Annotated in this window: 15 protein-coding genes; 10 read left to right on the top strand and 5 right to left on the bottom strand. The window is 71.9% G+C overall.

All coding sequences use genetic code 11. The annotated features are described in order from the left end of the window. Positions 1-142: 142 nt before the first annotated feature. Positions 143-2,212, bottom strand: coding sequence for an HNH endonuclease (locus H9624_RS01425; RefSeq protein ID WP_251838126.1), 2,070 nt, complete (start codon positions 2,210-2,212; stop codon positions 143-145). Positions 2,213-2,685: 473 nt separating this feature from the next. Between H9624_RS01425 and H9624_RS01430 the strand changes: the two genes are divergently transcribed. Genes H9624_RS01430 through H9624_RS01440 form a run of 3 tightly spaced genes read left to right on the top strand, consistent with a single transcriptional unit; the run spans position 2,686 to position 5,656 of the window. Continuing rightward, a complete protein-coding gene (locus H9624_RS01430) occupies positions 2,686-3,909 on the top strand; it encodes an ABC transporter substrate-binding protein (protein WP_251838127.1) in 1,224 nt (407 codons plus the stop codon). After that, positions 3,906-4,781: a carbohydrate ABC transporter permease gene (locus H9624_RS01435; RefSeq protein ID WP_251838128.1), complete on the top strand. Its 876-nt coding sequence runs from the start codon at positions 3,906-3,908 to the stop codon at positions 4,779-4,781. Before H9624_RS01430 ends, H9624_RS01435 begins: the two co-directional genes overlap by 4 nt. Beyond that, positions 4,781-5,656 (top strand): carbohydrate ABC transporter permease, encoded by an 876-nt coding sequence (locus H9624_RS01440; RefSeq protein ID WP_372435080.1) that lies wholly within the window; start codon positions 4,781-4,783, stop codon positions 5,654-5,656. Before H9624_RS01435 ends, H9624_RS01440 begins: the two co-directional genes overlap by 1 nt. Here H9624_RS01440 and H9624_RS01445 read toward each other — a convergent pair. Continuing rightward, the gene (locus tag H9624_RS01445) at positions 5,649-6,521 is read right to left on the bottom strand and encodes an SDR family NAD(P)-dependent oxidoreductase (RefSeq protein WP_251838129.1); all 873 of its coding nucleotides are present in this window, start codon (positions 6,519-6,521) and stop codon (positions 5,649-5,651) included. The genes H9624_RS01440 and H9624_RS01445 overlap by 8 nt on opposite strands. Before the next feature lie 229 nt (positions 6,522-6,750). Here H9624_RS01445 and H9624_RS01450 point away from each other — a divergent pair, with 229 nt between their 5' ends. The 5 genes from H9624_RS01450 (at position 6,751) to H9624_RS01470 (ending at position 10,112) form a co-directional block, all read left to right on the top strand. Then, positions 6,751-7,023 carry a hypothetical protein gene (locus H9624_RS01450; RefSeq protein ID WP_251838130.1) on the top strand — a complete coding sequence of 91 codons (273 nt, stop codon included), beginning with the start codon at positions 6,751-6,753 and terminating at the stop codon, positions 7,021-7,023. A gap of 84 nt (positions 7,024-7,107) precedes the next feature. Further along, positions 7,108-7,827 carry an ABC transporter ATP-binding protein gene (locus H9624_RS01455; RefSeq protein WP_251838131.1) on the top strand — a complete coding sequence of 240 codons (720 nt, stop codon included), beginning with the start codon at positions 7,108-7,110 and terminating at the stop codon, positions 7,825-7,827. A gap of 3 nt (positions 7,828-7,830) precedes the next feature. Beyond that, entirely contained in the window at positions 7,831-9,327 is a 1,497-nt protein-coding gene (locus tag H9624_RS01460; protein ID WP_251838132.1) for a hypothetical protein, read from the top strand. Further along, positions 9,224-9,553: a hypothetical protein gene (locus H9624_RS01465; RefSeq protein WP_251838133.1), complete on the top strand. Its 330-nt coding sequence runs from the start codon at positions 9,224-9,226 to the stop codon at positions 9,551-9,553. The genes H9624_RS01460 and H9624_RS01465 overlap by 104 nt, the downstream gene beginning before the upstream one ends. Continuing rightward, entirely contained in the window at positions 9,546-10,112 is a 567-nt protein-coding gene (locus H9624_RS01470) for a hypothetical protein (protein WP_251838134.1), read from the top strand. Before H9624_RS01465 ends, H9624_RS01470 begins: the two co-directional genes overlap by 8 nt. Here the strand turns inward: H9624_RS01470 and H9624_RS01475 are convergent. Next, positions 10,072-10,971, bottom strand: a complete 900-nt coding sequence (locus H9624_RS01475; RefSeq protein ID WP_251838135.1) for a sulfurtransferase — start codon at positions 10,969-10,971, stop codon at positions 10,072-10,074. The two genes, H9624_RS01470 and H9624_RS01475, sit on opposite strands and share 41 nt — an antisense overlap. Before the next feature lie 111 nt (positions 10,972-11,082). On the opposite strand from H9624_RS01475, the gene H9624_RS01480 reads away from it, so the two are divergent. Continuing rightward, positions 11,083-12,537 (top strand): glucose-6-phosphate dehydrogenase, encoded by a 1,455-nt coding sequence (locus H9624_RS01480; protein WP_251838136.1) that lies wholly within the window; start codon positions 11,083-11,085, stop codon positions 12,535-12,537. Between the two features lie 292 nt (positions 12,538-12,829). Then, positions 12,830-14,596, top strand: a complete 1,767-nt coding sequence (locus tag H9624_RS01485) for a M14 family zinc carboxypeptidase (protein WP_251838137.1) — start codon at positions 12,830-12,832, stop codon at positions 14,594-14,596. A gap of 60 nt (positions 14,597-14,656) precedes the next feature. On the opposite strand, the gene H9624_RS01490 is transcribed toward H9624_RS01485, so the two are convergent. Both H9624_RS01490 and H9624_RS01495 read right to left on the bottom strand, forming a co-directional pair. After that, complete coding sequence (locus H9624_RS01490; RefSeq protein WP_251838138.1) at positions 14,657-15,064, bottom strand: DUF1801 domain-containing protein; 408 nt, start codon at positions 15,062-15,064, stop codon at positions 14,657-14,659. A gap of 86 nt (positions 15,065-15,150) precedes the next feature. Beyond that, entirely contained in the window at positions 15,151-15,804 is a 654-nt protein-coding gene (locus H9624_RS01495) for an SDR family oxidoreductase (protein WP_251838139.1), read from the bottom strand. Positions 15,805-15,876 lie beyond the last annotated feature (72 nt).

Genomic DNA, 15,876 nt, shown 5'->3' on the forward strand with positions numbered 1-15,876 from the left:
GCCGTCGCTCGCTGGCGCTCGCCGTTGCGCGCCCTGCTCGCCGTCGCTCGCGTCGCTCGCGCCGCTCGCGCGCGCTGCTCGCCGCCGCTCGCCGGTGGCCCGTGTTCGGGGGCGAAGGCCGGGGGCCGACGTCAGTGTCCGGTCAGAACGGAGGCTCGTCGTCCGCGCCCCACGCCTGGTCCGCCTCGCCGTCGCCGCACTCCGGCAACGAGCGCTGAGGCAGCGGCGGTGGCGTCCATCCGCCCGTCACGGCGCTTCCTGCGGCGACCTCGGCCAGGACCGTGTCGACCACCTCGGCGGGCACGCTCCTGCCGGTCCGTCGCATCTCCTTGCCGATGCGACGCAGCCCTGCTGCGGTCTCGCGCGGCATGGTGACGACGGTGCCGTCGGTGCGCCGCAGGTAGCCGTGGCCGGTCATGGTGGTCCAGGCGTAGGTGCCGTCTGAGGCTCGCGCGACGGTGAACCCGCCCTGGCTCTTGACGGCGTGGACGCGGGTGCACTGGGGACCCAGGTTCCACACCGAGGTCTCCCCACCGTCCTGCCACTCGTGGATGTGGTCGAGCTGGCAGTGACGGGCCGGGGTCGAGCAGCCCGGCTCGATGCACGTCCGGTCGCGCTCGCGGACGAGGTCCGCCATGGCGGCGGGCGGCTCGTACCGGGTGCGGCCGACGTCGAGCACCTGCCCGGTCACAGGGTCGCTCACGATCCGCCGCCACTGGCCGCCGGCGGCGAGTGCCCGGGCGACCTCCGGGGCGATGGGGCCGTAGCCCTCGAGCTCGGCGACGGGCTCGGGATCCCGCTCGAGCGCGTTGCGTGCCGGAGCGTTGAGGTCAGGCAGTGCCACGGCGAGCGGGACGTTGAGGCGGACCTCGACGGGCAGCCCGCCGATGGTGCCGAGGCGCACCGCGGGGAGCCGACCACCGGGCAGACGCTGCCCCGGGACCGGCGGCGCCGCTCCGTAGGGCACTTCGGTGCCCTTCCCTCGTCCGGCTCGCTTGGCGCCAGGAGCTGCCTTCGCCCCTGCGGGCAGACCTGGCCCCTCGGATTCGGGGGCTGAGTCGTCTGCGGGCACACGAGGGCCCTCGGAACCGGGAGGCCGATCGGCCGCACGCCTCGCTGGCACATCAGCGACGGCTCCGGTTGGCTCCGCCGCGCCGCCGGCGCCGTCGTCAGTCTCCGCGGCCGCCGACGGGGCGAGCTGCTGCTCGGGCAGTACCCCGATGTACCCGTTGGCGAGGGCGCCGTACGCCATGAGCGAGAAGGCATCGGCACGCAGCTGGTCGATGGTGCGGCCGTCGCCCGCGTGCTTGGCGGCGCGGGCAGCGCTCTCGAGCGTGAGATCGACCGCGACGGCGTCGGCCGCGGGCAGGACGGCGGTCATGCTCGCCATGCCGTCGGGCAGCGCCCGCGGGTGGTAGACCGTGCGCTTCTGACGTGCGGCCCGGTGACGCGCGTCCGCTTCCTCGGGGTCGACGGAGATGACCGCCTTCTCGAGGTCCTCCTTGAGCTGGCGGAGGGTACGGCCGGGCGCCGTCTCGATGACCTCCCACTGAGCGGCGAGCGCGACCTCCGGCGGCAGACCATCGAGCGTGGTGAAGATGACCTGCGCTCGCGGGTAGTCGATGAGGCCCTGCTCCAGTGCCTCACCCGTGGCCTCCAGCAGGTTGCCGAACGCCCGACCGCTGGCGGCCATCCGGGTCGCGGCGACCTTGCTCATCTTCAGCCGCATCGCGAGCTCGTGGCCGGCGAGGCACTCGCCCCGGGTTCGGCCGCGCAGGGTGCCTGGCCAGTCGGGGTTGAGCGCCGGTCGCTCAGCCAGTTCCGCCGCCACCTGTGCGGCGTGCGCCGCGGCGTACGACTCCATCCGCTTGTACGCGGCGGCCAGCTCCACGAGCGAGTACTCGTCCACCTCCGCCGGATCGATCGCGGCGAGCAGGATGCCCAGCCGCGGCCCGGGAGGCAGGGGAGCGAGGTAGTCACCGAGGGCCCCCTCCACGGGAAGCAGCTCGGCGAGGCGGTCGGTGGGCCAGGAGGTCGACCCCGTGGGGCCGAAGAGCTCGTCGGCCGCGTTGGGCACGGGGAGAGGGGCGGTGGGGGCCTCGGGCACCGGCTTCCAGTCGCCGGGCAGCATCTCCTCGAGGTGCTCGGCCGGCGCGGGAGCGATCGCGTCAGGCTGCCGTTCCGGCTCGGTCCCGTCCCCCTCGAGGTTCATCTCGTCACCTCCCCGTCACGGCGAGAACCCCACTACTCGAACCCTCTCACCGACCACTGACATCCGGCGGTGGGGTCCCCTGGACAGGGATGGCTAGGGCCGACGGCGTGTGGCGGGCGGGTGCGGGTGGCGACGGCGGGTGGTGGGCGGGTGCGGGTGGCGACGGCGGGTGGTGGGCGGGTGCGGGTGGCGACGGCGGGTGGTGGGCGGGTGCTGGTGGCGACGGCGGGTGGTGGGCGGGTGCGGGTGGCGACCGCGGCCGGCGACCGCGGCCGGCGGGTGCAGACGGTGCCCGGGTCCCGACGACGACCGCCGGGTGTCCCGCCACCCCGACCCCCGCCGTCGGCCACCACCCGGCTCGCCGGTGTCAGTCCCCAGTGCCACGATGTGTCCCACCTCGTTCTGCACCGTTGCCGAGGGGAGCTGTGATGGGCCGGACAGGACTGGCGAGGGCTGCCGGACTCGCTGCTGCCGTGAGCGCAGCAGCCGCGCTGGCAGGGTGCGCCGCGTCCGCGGACGAGCCGGTCGAGATCGTCTTCTTCCAGTTCAAGCCCGAGGCCACGGCGTTCTTCTCCGATGTCGCCGCCCGCTTCCAGGAGGAGAACCCGGACGTCCGGGTGACGGTCGACAACGTGCCGAGCGCGGAGACCGCGATGCGGATCCGGCTCGTCAAGGAGGACCCGCCCGACGTCCTCACCTTCAACGCCAACGGCACCTTCGGGGAGTTCGCCTCGGCCGGCGTCTTCCACGACTGGGCCGGCAGCCCTCTCCTCGACGGCGTCCAGGAGGCCTACGTCGAGGTGGTCCAGGCACTGGGCGCAACCGAGCCGGGCGCCGTGAACGGCATCCCCTTCGCCGCCAACGCCTCCGGTGCCCTCTACAACGTCGAGCTGTTCGAGGAGCACGGCCGCGAGGTCCCCACCACGTGGGAGGAGCTCCTCGAGACGGCGGAGTACTTCGAGGGCGAGGGCATCGTGCCCCACTTCGCCATGCTTGCCGACGCCTGGACCGCCCAGGCCCCCATGGCACCCCTCACCGCCCAGACCCAGCCGGAGAGCTTCTTCGAGGACCGCTTCGCCGGGGAGGCGACCTTCCAGGAGGGCTGGCGGGAGGCCTTCGAGAAGCAGGCCGAGCTCTTCGAGCTCACCCAGCCGGACCCCGCCGCCTACGGCTACGAGCAGGGCACGCGTGCCTTCGCGGCGGGCGACGCCGCGATGCTCCTCATCGGCAGCTACGCCGTCCCCCAGATCCGCAGCTTCGAGCCGGACTTCACCGTCGGGTCCTTCGCCCTGCCCGCCACCGACGACCCCGAGCAGACCACGCTCGTCTCCGGTGTCGACATCGTCCTCGCCGCCCGCGCCGACGGTCCGCACCAGGAGGAGGTCGAGCGCTTCCTCGAGTACCTCCTCCAGCCGGACGTCGTCCAGGAGTACGCGGAGCAGCAGGTCGCCATCCCCACCCTCCAGGACCAGCAGAACGACGACCCCGCCCTCGCCGGCATCCAGCCGTACATCGACGAGGGACGGATCGTCGGCTTCACCGACCACCAGTTCATCCAGGCGATCCCGCTCGGCCCGCTGCTCCAGCAGTTCCTCCTCGACGGGAACCTCGACGCCTTCCTCTCCGAGCTCGACGCCAACTGGGACCGGGTGGCCGAGCGCCGCACCTGGGGCCTCGGGGCGGTGGAGGAGCAATGAGGAACGACGGCCGGAAGATCGACCGCGCCTACTACTGGATGGTCCTGCCCGCCTTCGTGCTCTTCTTCGTCCTCCACACCATCCCGGTGCTCCAGGGCATCTTCTACAGCTTCACCGACTCACCCGGCTACGGGACGTGGAGCTTCGTGGGCCTGTCGAACTACGCGGCGCTCTTCCAGGACCCGCGCGTCGTCGACGCCTACCTCTTCACCTTCCGCTTCGCGATCGTCACGACGATCCTCGTCAACGTCATCGGACTGGCGATCGCCCTGGGCCTCAACGCCCGCATCAAGCTGAAGAACACCCTGCGCGGGATCTACTTCATCCCCTACGTGCTGGCCCTGCTCGTCATCGGCTACGTCTTCTCCTACCTGTTCAACTTCTCCCTGCCCTCCGTGGGGCAGGCGCTGGGCATCGACGCGCTGAGCAGCTCGCTGCTCGCGGACCCGGAGCGGGCGTGGATCGGGATCGTCGTCATGACGGTCTGGCAGGGCGCCGCCTTCACGATCATCATCTTCCTCGCAGGCCTGCAGACCGTTCCCGAGCAGCTGTACGAGGCCGCCGCCCTCGACGGCGCCACCCGCTGGCGGCAGTTCTGGAGCATCACGCTGCCGATGATCTGGGGCTTCTTCACGATCAACGTCGTCCTCGCGCTGAAGAACTTCCTCCAGGTCTTCGACCAGATCATCGCGATGACCGGCGGCGGCCCCGGCACGTCCACCGAGTCCATCGGCGTGCTCATCTACCGCGGCGGCTTCGAGGGCGGCGAGTTCGGGTACCAGACCGCGAACGCCGTGATCTTCATGATCGTCATCGTCGCCTTCGCCTTCTTCCAGCTGCGCATCCTGCGGCGTGAGGAGGTGTCGGCCTGATGTCCGCGGACGCCGTCACCATGCCCCCGCCGCGCGAGCGTCGTCGACGACGGCGCAAGCCCAGTGGCGTCAACTGGTGGCTCACCGCCCTGCTCCTCGTCCTGTCCCTCACGGTCCTCGTCCCGCTGTACTTCACGGTGGTGACGGCGCTCAAGACGCCCGACCAGCTCGGCGGCACCGGCTTCGCCCCGCCCACCGAGTGGGCCTGGGGCAACTTCGCCGAGGCCTGGCGGACGATCGACTACCCGGCGCGGCTGCTCAACACCGGGCTCATCACGGTGGGCGCCGTCGTCCTCACGCTGCTCACCAACTCGATGGTCGCCTACGCGATCGCCCGCCAGATGCACCGGCGCCTGTTCAAGGCGCTGTTCTACTACTTCATCGCCGCCCTGTTCATCCCGTTCCCGGTGCTCATGCTCCCCGCGGCGAAGCAGGCGGCGATCCTCGGGCTGGACAACCAGGCCGGCCTCATCCTGCTGTACACGGTCTACGGGCTGTCCTTCAACGTCTTCCTCTACACCGCCTACGTCCGCTCGATCCCGGCCGAGCTGGAGGAGGCCGCCCGCATCGACGGCGCGAGCACGTGGGGCGTCTTCTGGCGGGTCGTCTTCCCGCTCCTCGCGCCGATCAACGCGACCGTCGGCATCCTCACCTGCGTGTGGGCGTGGAACGACTTCCTGCTCCCGCTCGTCATCCTCTCCGACCCCGACGCCGCCACCATCCAGCTCGCCCAGTACGTCTTCCAGGGCCAGTTCTCCGCCGACTACACCCTCGCCTTCGCCTCCTACCTCATGGCGATGGCGCCGCTCCTCGTCGTCTACGTCGTCGCCCAGCGATGGGTGATCTCCGGGGTCACGCGCGGCGCGATCAAGTAGCCGCGCCTTCGGCAGCGGACGACGACGACGGCGGCCGGGTCAGCCCGACCAGCTCGGCGCTGCGGTCCCACAGCCGGGCCGCGAGACCGGCGTCGGAGGCCTGCGGGTTGGTCCTCGCGACCCTGCCCTTCTCGTAGTACTCACCGGACACCCAGTCGCGTCCCGGGGTGCCCTCGGCGAGGTCGACGAGGAGCCGGGCACCCTGCTCGGGACCGACGACGCCGCTGAGGTACCGCAGGGGCGTGCGGTACACGAGCCGCATGAGGCTGGTCGTGTCCGAGGCGAAGTTCGTCCGCACGACCCCGGGGTGGAAGGCCGCCGCGGAGACGCCGTGGGACGCGAAGCGGCGGTGGAGCTCCTTGGTGACGAGGATGTTGGCGAGCTTCGCGTCGCCGTAGGCCTTCCTCGCGAAGTACCGCGCCTCGTTGTCGAGGTCGTCGAGGTCGATCTTCCCGAAGAGCCGAGCGGCGGCGCTCGAGGTGGTGACGACCGACGCGCCGCTCGCCGTCAGCGTGTCCATGAGGAGGTTGGTGAGCAGGAACGGGGCGAGGTGGTTCACCTGCAGGGTCTTCTCGAAGCCGTCGACAGTCCGCGTCCTGTCCCCGAAGATGCCGCCGGCGTTGTTCGCCAGGACGTCGATGCGTGGGTAGGTGCTCGCGAGGGTGGCCGCGAGGGAGCGGACCTGGGCGAGCTCGGTGAAGTCCGCGAGGAAGTGGTCCGCCCCCAGCTCATCGGCAACCGCCCGGGTCTTCTCGGCGGACCGGCCCACGAGCGCAACGGTGTGCCCGTCCGCGACGAGTCGGCGAGCGGCCGCCGCCCCGATCCCGTCACTGGCACCGGTGAGGACGATGGTCTTGCCCGGCATGTGGCCTCCGAAGGCGTGGGGAGCGTGCTCGACGGTCGATCAGGGCCTCATCGAACAGTCGGTCCGTGCCCGCCGCCAGCGGAGGACGACGTAGACGAAGGTCGAGCGCCGTCTGGTCGAACCTCTCTTCAGCCGGGGCAGGTGCCCGCCGAAGACTGGTACCAGGCGGATGCCCCAGCGCACCGCTCACCCGGGTTCCGAGCCTTGCCTCAACGTGAAAGGAACTCCCATGTCCGTTGCACTCACCGATCTGCCCGCGCAGCTCTCGACGACGCTGGTCGAGAAGCAGCACCAGCTCATCGACACGGCCAAGAACCGGTTCGACGACGCCGTCGTGCGCTACGACGCCTGGTTCCTCGTGTTCGTCGCCGTCCTCCTCGCGCTCGGCTTCGTCCTCGTCGCCGGTGCCGCGATCTGGTGCCTCACCCAGGCGGGTGGGCGCAAGTTCACCGGCGGCATGACCTGGAAGAACGGCTTCTCGCTCTGGATCGAGTGCCGGTGACCTAGCCACCGGGCCGGCGGCAGCACCCTCGGTGCCGAAGGCGCTGCCGCCGGTCCACCCCACCCACACCCAAGGAGGCCGCGCATGAGCAACGTCCTGGAGGTCCGTGACCTCACCTACTCCTACGACGGCGTCGTCAACGCCGTCGAGCAGGTGTCCTTCGACGTGCCCGCGGGGCGCATCGTCGGCCTCATCGGCCCCAACGGGTCGGGGAAGTCCACCCTCATCAAGAACGTCTTCGACCTCCTCAAGGCGCAGTCGGGACGGATCACCGTCAACGGCAACCAGCACACGACGATCGAGGCCAAGCGCGACGCCGTCTACCTCTCGAGCAACGACTACCTGCCGGAGTTCCTCAGCCCGCGCGAGTACTACACGATGCTCGGCAAGCTCTACGGCGTGCGCCTCGACCACGACCGGGCGCGCGCCTACTTCCGCGACTTCTCCATGCCGGGCCGCTACGACGACCTCATCTCGGGCTTCTCCCACGGCATGCGCAAGAAGACCCAGCTCGTCGGCGCGCTCGTGCTGCGCCGCCCCCTCACCGTGATCGACGAGACGCTCAACGGCGTCGACCTCGAGGCCATGCGCATCGCCGAGCGCGAGCTGCGCGCCCTCCACGAGGACGGCCGCGCGGTGCTCCTGTGCAGCCACGACCTCACCCTGCTCGAGCGGCTCACCGACGACGTCGTGTTCCTCGACCTCGGCATCCTCGTCCTCGACGGCCCCACGAAGGAGCTCGTCCGCGAGGGCGGGTCGCTGGAGTCGATCGTCTTCGCGCACATCGAGTCGGAGGTGAGGTAGGCCGTGCGCCTGTCCCACGCCCTCGTCGTCGCGCGGATGCTGCTCGCGTTCTTCGGCCGGCGCGTCCTCAGCGTCGGGGCCCTGCGCCTGCGGTCGGTCCGCTTCGCGGCGCTGGGCACCGCCGTCGTCCTCCTCGTGTCCCTCACCGCCGTCGCCCGGCAGTTCCTCCAGCCCTACGCGGCCGACCGGGAGGTGTGGGACCTGCTGTTCTCGACGTCCACGGTCTCCCTCGTGCTGTGGGTGATGGTCGCGTTCATCTTCGTCAAGGTGCTCTTCCTCAGCTCCGACGGCGTGCTCGAGCTCACCTACCAGCTCCCGTTGACGAACAAGGAGCGCTCGGTCGCCTTCCTCCTCTTCGAGGCCGCCATCACCCTGGGCGTGGCGCTCGCGACGGCGGTGCCCGTGATGACGAGCGCGGTGCTCCTCGTCGGCCCCTCCGCCGTCGGGCAGATCCTCACCTCGATGCTCCTGCCGATCGTCGTCGCCTACCTCGCGCTCAGCCTGTGCCACGTCGTCGCGACCCGGCTGCTGTCGGCGATGCGCACTCGGCCCGTGGCGGACCTGCTCGCGCTGCTCGGCATCTTCGCGCTCATCGTCGTCTACGCCGGCCGGATGACCGACCTCATGTGGCACATGACCGACTCCGCGGCGAACGGCTCCCTCGTGTGGCCGACGGCGATCGCCTGGCTCGCGCAGCGCGCCGGCCTGGGAGCCGCGCTGGCCGCCGTCGCCGTCGTGTGCGCCGTGCTGCTCGTCGCGATCGTCCACGTCATGCCGAGCCGGCACCTCGGCACCGCGAAGTACCTCGACCTGCGCCTCCCGCGCCGGGTGGCCGCCCACCTCACGCCCTACGACTGGTGCCTGCTGCGCAGCCAGCACACCTTCATCGGGACGGTCGTGGGGGTCGCGCTCTTCGGCTACCTGCTCGCCGAGACCGACCTCAACCCGCTGTGGAGCCTGTGCACCCTCACCATCGGCGGGCTGTACCTGTTCAGCGCGACCGCGCCGCTGCGCGCGATGACCGGGCAGCGGCAGCCGGCGTGGCGGATCTACCTGCTCTCGCTGCGCCCCCAGCTGCTCCTCATCGGTGCGGTCGGGGCGCCGGCGCTGCTGCTCGCGGCGGCGTTCGGACGGGCCGAGGGCACCGTCGTCGTCGTGCTCGGGGCACTCATCAGCGCCGCGCTCACCACCTGTCTCGGGATCATCGTCCCGAGCGAGAAGGACAACCCGCTGGCGGCCTTCGTCGGGCTCGCGGCCACCGCGGTGGTCCTCACCCTCATCGCGCTGGGGCTCGGGATGCTCCAGCTGCCCGTACCCGCCGGTCTGCTCGGCGCCACCGCCCTGTTCGTCGTCTACGCGATCGAGGGCATCCGTCAGGACGAGAAGAGGAGACGCAATGAAGAAGGCAATGCTGGTCATCAACTCGGTCGTCGGAGGGACGCTGCTGACGCTCGCCGTCGTCGTCCTCTCCCTGCTGTTCCTCATGTTCTCGGTGGGTGAGGGGCTCGGCCGCCGCGAGGGGCTGTTCGGCTCCCTCTACTTCGAGGCGACGAGCGTGAGCGGCGGCGTGGACGCGACGATGGGCGTCAACAACACCGTCGGCATCGTCGGCGTGCTCCTCGTGTGCATCGCGCTCATCGCCCTCGTGCAGCTCGCCTACCTCGGGCTCAAGCGGTACCGCGCGGAGCTCATCCGCGAGCGCGCGCAGCCGAGCGGCAGTGCCTGACGTCCGGGTCCACCCGCGCGAGGAGGTGCCGGTGTGGGCGGCCGCGCGGCTCGTCGTCGTTCAGGTCTGGCCGCTCCTGGCGCTCGCCGGGCTGTCCGTCCTCGCCTCCGCCGTGGTGGCGGTGACGACCGGCGGCCTCGCCACCGCCCAGGCCGCGTGGTGGTTCGTGCGGGTCGCCGTGCTCGGGCTCGTCGGCTCCTTCGTGCTCCACGAGACGATGCACCTCGTCCTGGTCCGGCGGGTGGCGACGGTACGGCTCGTCGTCGTGGCCCGGGCGGGGTGGCGGGTGTCCGTCACGCCCGTCGGGGCGATGACGCCGCGTCAGGTGGCGACGACGGCGCTCGCCGGGCCGGGGTCGTGCGTGCTCCTCGGGCTGGTGCTGCTGCCGGTGGACGCCCTCGTCGCCACCGTCCACCTCGCCCACGTCGTCCAGCTGCTCCCCGTGCTCGGTGACGGCCGGGCGCTGGTCCACGCGGCACGGGGCCGCGGCCTCGTGGACGACGACGACGGCGCCCTCGTCAGTCCGTCCCCGTCGCCACCGGGCGGGCCGGGTCGGTGATCCAGTGGGACCACGAGCCGGGGTAGAGGGCAGCCTCGAGCCCCGCCTCGTGGGCGGCGAGCACGAGCTGGGCCGCCGTCACGCCCGAGCCGCAGTAGGCGGCCACCGGGCGGCCGGCGTCCACGCCCGCCTCGGCGAGCAGGCTCCGGAGCTGCGCGGCGGGCAGGTAGCGGCCGTCCGCGTCGAGCAGCCGGCTCGTGGGCAGCGACCGCGCGCCGGGGATGTGACCGGCCACCGGGTCGACCGGCTCGACCTCGCCGCGGAAGCGCTCGGCGGCCCGGGCGTCGAGGAGGACGCCGTCGTAGGGGAGGAGCTCCTCGGCCGTCACCGTCGGCATCGTGGACGACGACGGCGGCGCTGCGGCCTGCGTCGGCCCGTCACCTGCCGTCGTTGGCACCTCACCGGCGGGGCTGCCAACTGCCGTCGTCGTCACCTCACCGGCCGGGCCGCCGTCCGTCGTCGGCACCTCACCCGACTCGAGCTCACCACCCGCGGCGACCCAGGCCGGGAGTCCGCCGTCGAGCACGCGCACGTCCTCGTGCCCGAGCCAGCGCAGGCACCACCACGCGCGCGCGGCCGCAGCCGCGACCCCGCCGTCGTACGCGACGACGCGGCGCCCGGGCCGCATGCCGAGGCGCTCCATCGCCGCGGCCAGTGCCTCCCGCGGCGGCAGCGGGTGGCGGCCGCCGGTGCCGGGCGGGCCCGCGAGGTCGGCGTCGAGGTCGCAGAAGACGGCACCCGGCAGGTGCCCGGCGACGTAGCCGGCGCGGTCGGGGCCGGCGAGCGTCCACCGGACGTCGAGCAGCAGCGTGTCGCCACGCTCGGACAGCAGCTGCTCGGGGCTCACGAGTGCGGTCATGGCACCAACTCTTCCACGCGACCGCCCGTCCGAGCGGCCAGGTGCGCGCCCGCCCGCCATGATGGACGGCAGGTGTCCGCTGCCGCGGCGCCCACGCTCGGAAGGGAAGTCATGGCTGAGACGGTCCACGCCGCCCGCGAGGAGATCCGCACCCTGCTCGTCCTCGGAGCCAGCGGTGACCTTGCCGGCCGCCTCCTGCTGCCGGGCCTCGGTCGCCTGCTCGCCACCGGACGCGCCCCGGAGCTGCGGCTCGTGGGCTCCGGCGTCGAGGACTGGGACGACGCGCAGTGGCGCAAGCGGCTCACCGAGGCCTTCGCCGTCCAGCCGAGCATCGAGATGGCGCCGTGGGAGGCCTTCCCCTCCCTCGCCCACGAGCCGGGCGAGGAGACGCTGCGACGCCTCGAGCGTGAGTCCGTCTACGTCCAGGCCGACGTCACCCGGGCCGACGAGCTGCGCGGGGTGCTCGAGCAGTGCGAGGGACCCATCGGGATCTACTTCGCCCTGCCGCCCGCCGTCACCGAGCGCGCCTGCCTCGCCCTCGAGGAGATCGGGCTGCCCGAGGGGACCCGACTCATCATCGAGAAGCCCTTCGGGACGGACGGGGAGTCCGCGCGGCGGCTCAACGCCGTCGTCGGCAGGCTGGTGCCCGAGGAGGAGGTGCACCGCGTGGACCACTTCCTCGGCAAGAGCACCGTCCTCAACATCCTCGGGTTCCGCTTCGCCAACCGGATCTTCGAGCCCATCTGGCGCGCCACGCACGTGGAGAGCGTCGAGATCGTCTACGACGAGGACCTCGCGCTCGAGGGACGCGCCCGCTACTACGACGGCTCCGGTGCGCTGCGCGACATGATCCAGAGCCACCTCCTCCACGTCCTCGCGCTCGTCGCCATGGACCCGCCCACCACGCTGGGGGACCGCGACGTCCGCGACCGCATCGCCGAGGTGCTGCGCGCCACGCGTGCGGGCGAGCCCGAGGAGTACAGCCGCCGCGCTCGCTACGGCGCGGGCCGCATCGGCGTCCGGGAGGTCCCGGCCTACGCCGAGGAGCCCGGTGTCGACCCCTCGCGGGAGACCGAGACGCTCGCCGAGGTCACCGTCTTCATCGACAACTGGCGGTGGAAGGGCGTGCCCTTCACCCTCCGCAGCGCCAAGGGCATCACGCCCACCCGCAAGGAGGTCGTCGTGACCTTCAAGCCGGTCCCGCACCTGCCCGTCGGGCTGGAGGGCACCTCCCAGCCGGCGCGGGTCCGCATCGGCCTGGGCCCGGAGTGCCTGGACCTCGAGCTCGACGTCAACGGCTCCGGCGACCCGTGGTCCCTCGACCGCGTCACCCTCTCGACGACCTTCGGCGGGGCGGAGCTGCCCGCGTACGGCGAGGTCCTCGCCGGCGTCCTCGAGGCCGACCCGCTCCTGTCCGTCCGCGGTGACGTGGCCGAGGAGTGCTGGCGCGTCGTCGAGCCGGTCCTCGCGGCGTGGAGCGAGGGGCGGGTGCCGCTGGGGGAGTACCCGGCCGGCTCGCCCGCCACCGCGGCGACGGCGAAGGCGGAGACTTCTGTCATTCCTTGACGGCCAGGTACGCCGTCGTTAATGTCCGACTCAACGGGGGGCCTTGCGAGGCCAAAGTAGGCCGTTGCCGTGTGGTGATGTCGCCGCACGGCGGCCGGGCTGTGCACCCCGGAATGTCGGCAGTCCGCATGGGGGTGTGGAACCTGGTGTCCTCGACGTCTTTTCCCGCGTCCCCGCGTTCTCGAGGGGGTGAACGGCGCTTTCTTCTCACCGTGGAGTTGACCACGCAGGCCTGAGCAGAAGAGGACAAGACATGCAACGTTCCGCAGTACGTGACAGACGCAGGATCGCGGTGGTCGGGGCCGCCGGCGCCGCACTCCTCGCCTCACTGGTGGCGACGCCGCCGTCGGTGGCGCAGGTGCAGGAGGCGGCGGTGAGCGGGCTCGAGGTCGAGCAGGAGATGGGCTTCGCCACGCTGACGTGGGAGCCGGTCCCCGGGATCACCGAGTACCAGATCGAGCGCACGCCGGTCGACGAGAGCAACGAGCCGGTCGGCGAGCCGGTCATCACCGGCATCTGGCGGCCCAACCGCCAGGTCGACCAGAGCGTGCCCGCCTTCGCCGACGCGAACTTCGACCCCGGCGACCGCTTCCGCTGGCGCGTGGGCATCGAGGGGGACTTCTCCGAGCCGGTCTACGACACCACCCTGCCGCAGTGGGGCGACCTCGACGTGCCCGGCGAGGGTCTGCGCACCGGCTGGGAGCAGACCTTCGGCGAGCGCTTCACCACGGACGTCGAGGAGGCCGAGTACACCGAGGAGCTGGACGAGCTGAGCGACCGGGTCCGCGTCGTCGAGATCGGACGCACGCTCCAGGACCGGCCGATCAACATGTTCGTCATCGGCTACCCCAACCCGCCGGAGACGGCGGAGGGGGTCGCCGCCGGCAAGACGGCGCTGGTCAACTGCAACGTCCACGGCAACGAGCCGTCCTCGCGCGAGGCATGCCTCATCATGGCGCGCCAGCTGGCCTTCGGTGAGGACGAGCGCACGCTCGACCTCCTGTCCGAGGCCACCATCCTGCTCGTCCCGTCGATCAACGCCGACGGGCGCGCCCTCAACCGGCGCGGCAACGCGACCGGCCAGGACCTCAACCGCGACTTCTCCCTCCTGCGCCAGCCGGAGACCTTCGCCTTCACCGCGATGCTGCGCGACTACCAGCCGGACGCGGCCTTCGACGGCCACGAGTACGGCAACAACCAGGCCGGTGACCTGCCCATCCTCTTCTCCCGGCACCTCAACGTCCCCGAGGTCGTCCACCTGCAGAGCAAGGACCTCGTGGAGAACTGGCTCTACGAGCGCGGCTCGGAGGACGGCTGGTGGTTCTGCCCCTACGGCTGTGAGGGCGGCAGCACGGTGGGCCAGAGCCAGGAGACGATCCTGCGCAACACCCTGGGACTGAAGAACATCGTCGGCGTGCTCCTCGAGGCCCGCAGCTCCGGCGGGGAGACCCGTCCTGCCGACGGCGGCTCCCAGACCCCCGAGGCCCGCAAGCGCAAGACCTACTCGGCGATGTACACCTTCGAGCAGTTCTTCGACTACTTCCACGCCAACAAGGAGCAGATCGAGGCGGCGGGCGAGCAGGGCCGGCAGGAGCAGGCCCGCAACCGCGGGGACATCGTCTTCCGCGGGTCCTACACCGTCGAGCCGTTCCCGGCCCCGCACCCCGGTGAGGCACCGCCCAACCCGGAGATCCCGGGACCCGAGCAGATCCTCTCGGCGCCGGTCTGTGGCTACCTCCTCACCGAGGAGCAGTACCGCGGCGTGCGGGAGGACAGCCCGGAGGGCTTTGCGACGACGCTCGAGGACCGCATCGAGGCGCACGGCTGGCGGGTCCAGGAGCGGGCACGCGGGTACATGGTGCCGCTCACGCAGGAGCAGCGCGGGCTCATCCCGCTGCTCCTCGACGGCCAGGCCGCCGAGCCGTGGACCAGTGCCCAGCGGCTCTACGGTCCGGCGAACGCCCGCGTCACGCTGCCCGACAGTGCGTGCGGGAAGGTGACCGAGCCGCCGTCGCGTCGTCACCCGACGACGGCGGAGCTCAGCTACGCCGGCGACTGACAGCTGCGGAGACGGCCGGCGCGCCTCGGGGACTCGTTCCCCGGGGCGCGCTGCGCTGTCCTAGGACGGGTACTCCGCGCGGGTGAGGTCGCAGGAGTCGGTGATGAGGAAGCGCAGGATCTCCTCGTCGACGTCGTCGAGGCGCCTGAGGTAGAGGCACGCGTTGCCCGGCTTCCAGGGGCCCAGCCTCGCGAGCTGCTCGGGGTAGCGCTCCTGGTAGCCGCCGATGAGGTAGACGACGAGGTTCGCCTTGCGCGGGCTGAACGCGGCGAGCGGGGCGTCGCCCTCGCGCCCGGACTCGTAGACGTAGTGGTAGCTGCCGAAGCCGATGATGCTCGGCCCCCACATCACCGGCTCCTCGCCCGTGACGTCCCGCATGATGTCGACGAGACGCGCGGCGTCCGCCCGGCGGGTGGCGTTCTCGACGCCGGCGATGAACTCGCGCGGGTCGACGTCGGTGGGCTGCATCGTGCGACTCCTTCGGCTCCGGTGCCGCCACGATAGTCCGCCCCGGGCGGCGCCTGGCAGGGGGCCGCCCGGGGCGGGGCCTGGTGCTAGCGGGCGAGCGCCTCGGCGATGGGGGTGTCGCCGTCGGCGAACTCGATCATCTTGCCGACGGTGGCGGGCTCGTCGAGGGCGGCGACGATGACCCGGGCGACGTTCGCGCGCGAGGTCTTGTGCTCCCCGCCGTCGTCCGCCGTCACGAGGTCGATCGAGCCGGTGGGCTCGTCGAGGGTGAGGGCGCCGGGGGCGACGATCGTCCAGTCGAGGCCCGAGTCGCGCACGTGGTCGTCGGCGTCCGCCTTGGCCTGGGCGTAGGTGTAGAAGGAGTTGTCCTCCGGCACGCCGTGGTCCTGGCGCGCGCCGACGAAGGACACCATGACGAAGCGGCGCGCCCCGGCGAGCTTGGCGGCGTCGACGGTGCAGATGGCGGCGTCGCGGTCCACCGCCCACGTGCGCTCGGGGCTCCCGCCGCCCGCACCGGCGCTCCACACGACGGTGTCGGCGCCGCGCAGGACGTCGGCGAGCTCCTCGGTGGAGAGGTGCTCGACGTCGGCGACGACGGCGCTCGCGCCGGTCTGCTCGACCTCCTCGCGGTGGTCGGGGTTGCGGAAGACGCTGGTGACGGCGTCCCCTCGCGCGGAGAGCAGGGGCGCCAGCAGGAGCGCGACCTTGCCGTGGCCGCCGATGATCGTCACGTTCGCCATGGGGTTCTCCTCCGGAGGTGCGGTGATGGGTGAGCCCTCCACGCTAGGTGGGCCGGGCCGTCCGGTCGCGTC

Source organism: Oceanitalea stevensii, from assembly GCF_014837105.1.
GTDB lineage: Bacteria > Actinomycetota > Actinomycetes > Actinomycetales > Actinomycetaceae > Oceanitalea > Oceanitalea stevensii.

Bases quoted from the DNA above. Each gene is read 5' to 3' on its own strand.
- H9624_RS01425 (WP_251838126.1), bottom strand. From the start codon at position 2,212: ATGAACCTCGAGGGGGACGGGACCGAGCCGGAACGGCAGCCTGACGCG.
- H9624_RS01435 (WP_251838128.1), top strand. From the start codon at position 3,906: ATGAGGAACGACGGCCGGAAGATCGACCGCGCCTACTACTGGATGGTC.
- H9624_RS01440 (WP_372435080.1), top strand. From the start codon at position 4,781: ATGTCCGCGGACGCCGTCACCATGCCCCCGCCGCGCGAGCGTCGTCGA.
- H9624_RS01445 (WP_251838129.1), bottom strand. From the start codon at position 6,521: ATGCCGGGCAAGACCATCGTCCTCACCGGTGCCAGTGACGGGATCGGG.
- H9624_RS01450 (WP_251838130.1), top strand. From the start codon at position 6,751: ATGTCCGTTGCACTCACCGATCTGCCCGCGCAGCTCTCGACGACGCTG.
- H9624_RS01455 (WP_251838131.1), top strand. From the start codon at position 7,108: ATGAGCAACGTCCTGGAGGTCCGTGACCTCACCTACTCCTACGACGGC.
- H9624_RS01465 (WP_251838133.1), top strand. From the start codon at position 9,224: ATGAAGAAGGCAATGCTGGTCATCAACTCGGTCGTCGGAGGGACGCTG.
- H9624_RS01475 (WP_251838135.1), bottom strand. From the start codon at position 10,971: ATGACCGCACTCGTGAGCCCCGAGCAGCTGCTGTCCGAGCGTGGCGAC.
- H9624_RS01480 (WP_251838136.1), top strand. From the start codon at position 11,083: ATGGCTGAGACGGTCCACGCCGCCCGCGAGGAGATCCGCACCCTGCTC.
- H9624_RS01490 (WP_251838138.1), bottom strand. From the start codon at position 15,064: ATGCAGCCCACCGACGTCGACCCGCGCGAGTTCATCGCCGGCGTCGAG.
- H9624_RS01495 (WP_251838139.1), bottom strand. From the start codon at position 15,804: ATGGCGAACGTGACGATCATCGGCGGCCACGGCAAGGTCGCGCTCCTG.